Genomic DNA, 4354 nt, shown 5'->3' on the forward strand with positions numbered 1-4354 from the left:
AACTACACTCCAAAAAACCTCCGCCCGCGCCACAGTTAATTTTATGGACGCGCGGGCGGGCGGCGTCAGCACCCCGTGGCCGGTGTCCGGCGCCGGGTGCGGAGCCACCAGACGGCGAACCCGGTCAGGGCGGCGGCCTTCAGCGCGAGCCAGGTGGTGATCCGGCCGTCCCAGGCGGCGAGGGTGCAGCCGAGGACGACGGCGGCGGAGGCGAGCGGGAGCTGGAGGGTGGCCGCCGTGGTGGTGGGGGTGGTGAGGTCGCCGGTGCGCATGGCGCGGGCCGCCGCCCAGGGCAGCGGGAGGGTGGCGAGCAGGAGCACGGCGGTCCAGGTGGGGACGGTGCCGGTGAGCCCCGCGGCGGCGACGGCGGCGTAGGTGAGCGCCTGCCCGGCCGCGTACAGCCGGACGGTACGGCGCGGGCCCAGCACCCCGGCGACGGTGATCTTGCCGACGCGGAGATCGCCGTGCAGGTCGGCGAGGTTGAGGACCAGCAGCTGGAGGTACTGGAACGCCGCGAGGGCTCCGACGCAGGCCCAGGCGGTGGCGGGGATGCCGCCGAGCTGGGCGAGGCAGGCCAGCAGGGGGAGCAGGCCGTGCAGGGAGAGGGCGCAGGCGAGTTCGCCGACCGCCCGGTAGTTCAGGCGCAGCGGGGGCGCGGTGTAGAACCAGGCGAGCAGCAGGAATCCGGCCGCCAGCAGCCGGGTGCCGGGGGTGGGCAGGAGGGTGAGGAGGACGACGGAGGCGAGGAGGAGGACGAAGGCGGTGCCCAGTGCGGTGGTCGGGGTGACGGCGCGGTCGGTGAGGACGCGGCTGCCGCCGGACCAGGCGGTGGGGGCGGGGTTGGCGCGGTCGGCCTCCAGGTCGAAGTAGTCGTTGCAGTAGTACGTCATGAGGTGGGCGCAGCAGCCGAAGGCGAGGACGAGGGCGAGGAGCGCGGTGTCGGGGTGGGCTCCGGCGTGGGCGGCGAGTTCGGTTCCGGCGCACAGCGCCAGCAGGCTGTGGAAGAGGAACTTGGGCCTGCCGAGGCGGATGAGGGCGCCCAGCCGTCCGGTACGTCCCGCCGTGGCCGCCGTTCCCGCTGCCGCTGCCGTTGCCCCCGTCGTCGTGGCTGCCGCCGTCGCCGACGTCACCGCTGTCACCATGAACTCCTGATGCGTGCCGCTGTCGTGGGGCCAGTGAAGCGGTGTGGGGCCGGTGGTGAGCAGGGGGCACGGAGGGGCGCCTGGGGTGGCGGGGGTTCGCTGGTAGTGGTGGGGTGCGCGCGCTTTACGGTGCGCGCCGGTCGCGGTCGATGAGGGCGGCGAGGCCGTCGAGGACGCGGGCGAGGCCGAAGGCGTAGCCGTGGTCGGGGGCGTGGGCGTGCTGGTGGGCGGTCCCGGCGGCGAGGCCGACCCGGCTGGCGAGCGGGAAGCGCGCCGGGTCGTGGACCTGGGCGAGGGCGGGGCCGTGGGTGTCCCACCACTCCTGGTCGCTGAGGGCGCTCTCGCGTTCGGTGGTGCGCTGGTCGAGGGCGGCGCGGGCGGTGCCGTGGACGAAGGCGAGGAGGTGGGCGAGGGCGGCGTCCATCTCCAGGTCGTCGAGGCCGAGGCCGTCGAGGGCGCGCAGTTCGTGTTCGTACTTGGCGAGGACGCCGGGGCCCAGCGGTGGGCGGGTGGTGGGGAGCCGGGCGACCCAGGGGTGGCGCTGGTAGAGGGCGCGGTTGTCGTCGGCGACGGCGGTGACGCGGTCGCGCCAGGTGGCGCCGGGCGGGTAGGGGGCGCGCGGCATGTCCTGGTAGACGGTGTCGAGCATGAGGTCGAGGAGGTCGGCCTTGCCGGGGACGTAGGTGTAGAGCGTCATGGGGGTGACGCGGAGGTCCTGGGCGACGCGGCGCATGGTGACGGCGTCGAGGCCGTCGGTGTCGGCGATGGCGATGGCGGTACGGACCACCTCGTCGACGCTGCGGGCCGGGCGGGGGCCGCGGCCGGTGGAGGGCGGGGGGCCGGGCTCGCGCCACAGCAGGCGGAGTGAGCGGGTGACGTCCCTCTCCCGGTCGGTGTCCATGGGCTCATTGTCTCCGGGGTCGGGTGCCGCTCCGGGGCCGGGTTGCGGCGTGGGCCGGTGGGCCGCACCGGCATCGTATGCGTACAGCGTACTCTGTACTACGTATAGAGTACGCTGTACGCCGCCCATCGTCACACCGCCCTCCCTCACCGAGGAGACATCCCGCCATGCACCACACGCCCGCCGCCGCCTCCGTCGCGGACAGCCACGACGTCATCCAGGTCCGGGGCGCCCGGGAGAACAATCTGCGGAAGGTGGACGTCGACATACCCAAGCGCCGGCTCACCGTCTTCACCGGTGTGTCGGGCTCCGGGAAGTCCTCGCTGGTCTTCGGCACCATCGCCGCCGAGTCGCAGCGGCTGATCAACGAGACCTACACGGCGTTCATCCAGTCCTTCATGCCGCGCCAGGCCCGCCCCGAGGTGGACGGGCTGCACCATCTGACCGCCGCGATCGTCGTCGACCAGGAGCGGATGGGCGCCAACTCCCGCTCCACCGTAGGCACCGCCACCGACGCCTACACCATGCTGCGGATCGTCTTCAGCCGCCTCGGCACCCCGTACGTGGGCACCTCAAGCGCCTTCAGCTTCAACAGCGCCGAGGGCATGTGCCAGCGCTGCGAAGGTCTCGGCGAGGTCTCCGAGATCGACGTCGACCAGCTCGTCGACCGCGAACTGACCCTCAACCAGGGCGCGATCACCGTCCCCAACTTCGCCGTCGACAACTGGTACTGGCAGACGATGGTGCTCTCCGGGCTCTACGACCCGGACACCCCGCTCAAGGACTTCACCGAGCAGCAGTGGGACGACTTCCTGCACAAGCCGGCGACCAAGATCAAGGCCGGCACCCACAACATCACCTACGAGGGCCTGCTGGTGAAGGTCCAGCGGGTGTTCCTGTCCAAGGACCGGGAGGCCATGCAGCCGCACATCCGGGCGTTCGTGGACCGGGCGGTGCGGTTCGCGCCGTGTCCCGACTGCGGCGGCGCCCGGCTGAACGCCGCCGCGCTCGGAGCCCGGATCAACGGCTGGAACATCGCCGACTGCTCCTCGGCGCAGATCAGCGACCTGGCGGCCTTCCTGCGCGATGTCCACGACGAGTCCGTCGCCCCGCTGCTGGAGAACCTGCGGGACCTGCTGGACTCGCTGGTGGAGATCGGCCTCGGCTACCTCTCCCTCGACCGCCCGGCCGGGACCCTCTCCGGCGGCGAGGCGCAGCGGGTGAAGATGGTGCGGCACCTGGGGTCGAGCATCACCGACGTCACCTACATCTTCGACGAGCCGACCACCGGGCTGCACCCGCACGACATCCGGCGGATGAACGATCTGCTGCTGCGGCTGCGCGACAAGGGCAACACCGTGCTGGTCGTCGAGCACAAGCCGGAGGTGATCGCGATCGCCGACCACGTGATCGACCTCGGCCCCGGCGCCGGCGCGGCGGGCGGGGAGGTCTGCTACGCGGGGGACCTGGCCGGGCTGCGGGCGTCGGGGACGCTGACCGGGCGGCATCTGGAGCACCGGGCGCGGCTGCGCGGTCCCGACCGGCTGCGCGCCCCGCGCGGGCACATCGCGGTGCGCGGCGCCGACCGGCACAACCTGCGCGGGGTGGACGTGGATGTCCCGCTGGGTGTGCTGACGGTGGTGACCGGGGTGGCCGGATCGGGGAAGAGTTCGCTGATCCACGGGTCCGTGTCCCCGCGCGAGGGGGTCGCGGTCGCCGACCAGTCGCCGATCCGGGGGTCCCGGCGCTCCAACCCGGCGACGTACACCGGGCTGCTGGGCCCGATCCGTACCGCGTTCGCCAAGGCCAACGGGGTGAAGGCGTCGCTGTTCAGCGCGAATTCGGAGGGTGCCTGCCCGCACTGCAACGGACTCGGGCTGGTGTACACCGACCTGGCGATGATGGCGGGGGTGACCTCGGTGTGCGAGCGGTGCGAAGGGCGGCGCTTCACGCCCGAGGTGCTGGCGTACACGCTGCGCGGGCGCTCCATCAGTGACGTGCTGGGCATGTCGGTGACGGAGGCGCACGACTTCTTCCCCTCCGGGCAGGCGCGCGCGGTGCTGGACCGGCTGATGGATGTGGGCCTCGGCTATCTGCGGCTGGGGCAGCCGCTGAACACGCTCTCGGGCGGGGAGCGGCAGCGGCTGAAGCTGGCGATCCACATGGCGGAGAAGGCGTCGGTGTACGTGCTGGACGAGCCGACGACGGGGCTGCACATGGCGGATGTGGACAAGCTGCTGGCGCTGCTGGACCGGCTGGTGGACGCGGGGAACTCGGTGGTGTGCATCGAGCACCACCAGGCGGTGATGGC

General features: G+C 72.5%; 3 protein-coding genes. 1 reads left to right on the forward strand and 2 read right to left on the reverse strand.

Annotated features, from left to right (window positions below; genetic code table 11):
• Nucleotides 1-65 precede the first annotated feature (65 nt).
• Both ACFV5N_RS25205 and ACFV5N_RS25210 read right to left on the reverse strand, forming a co-directional pair.
• Nucleotides 66-1142 (reverse strand): prenyltransferase, encoded by a 1077-nt coding sequence (locus ACFV5N_RS25205; RefSeq protein WP_385604069.1) that lies wholly within the window; start codon nt 1140-1142, stop codon nt 66-68.
• A gap of 124 nt (nt 1143-1266) precedes the next feature.
• On the reverse strand, nt 1267-2043 hold the full coding sequence (locus ACFV5N_RS25210) for a TetR/AcrR family transcriptional regulator C-terminal domain-containing protein (RefSeq protein ID WP_385604071.1): 777 nt from the start codon (nt 2041-2043) through the stop codon (nt 1267-1269).
• Nucleotides 2044-2210: 167 nt separating this feature from the next.
• On the opposite strand from ACFV5N_RS25210, the gene ACFV5N_RS25215 reads away from it, so the two are divergent.
• The coding region (locus tag ACFV5N_RS25215; protein ID WP_385604073.1) for an ATP-binding cassette domain-containing protein at nt 2211-4354 on the forward strand (2144 nt) is incomplete at its 3' end.

This window comes from Streptomyces sp. NPDC059853 (genome assembly GCF_042731495.1).
GTDB lineage: Bacteria > Actinomycetota > Actinomycetes > Streptomycetales > Streptomycetaceae > Streptomyces.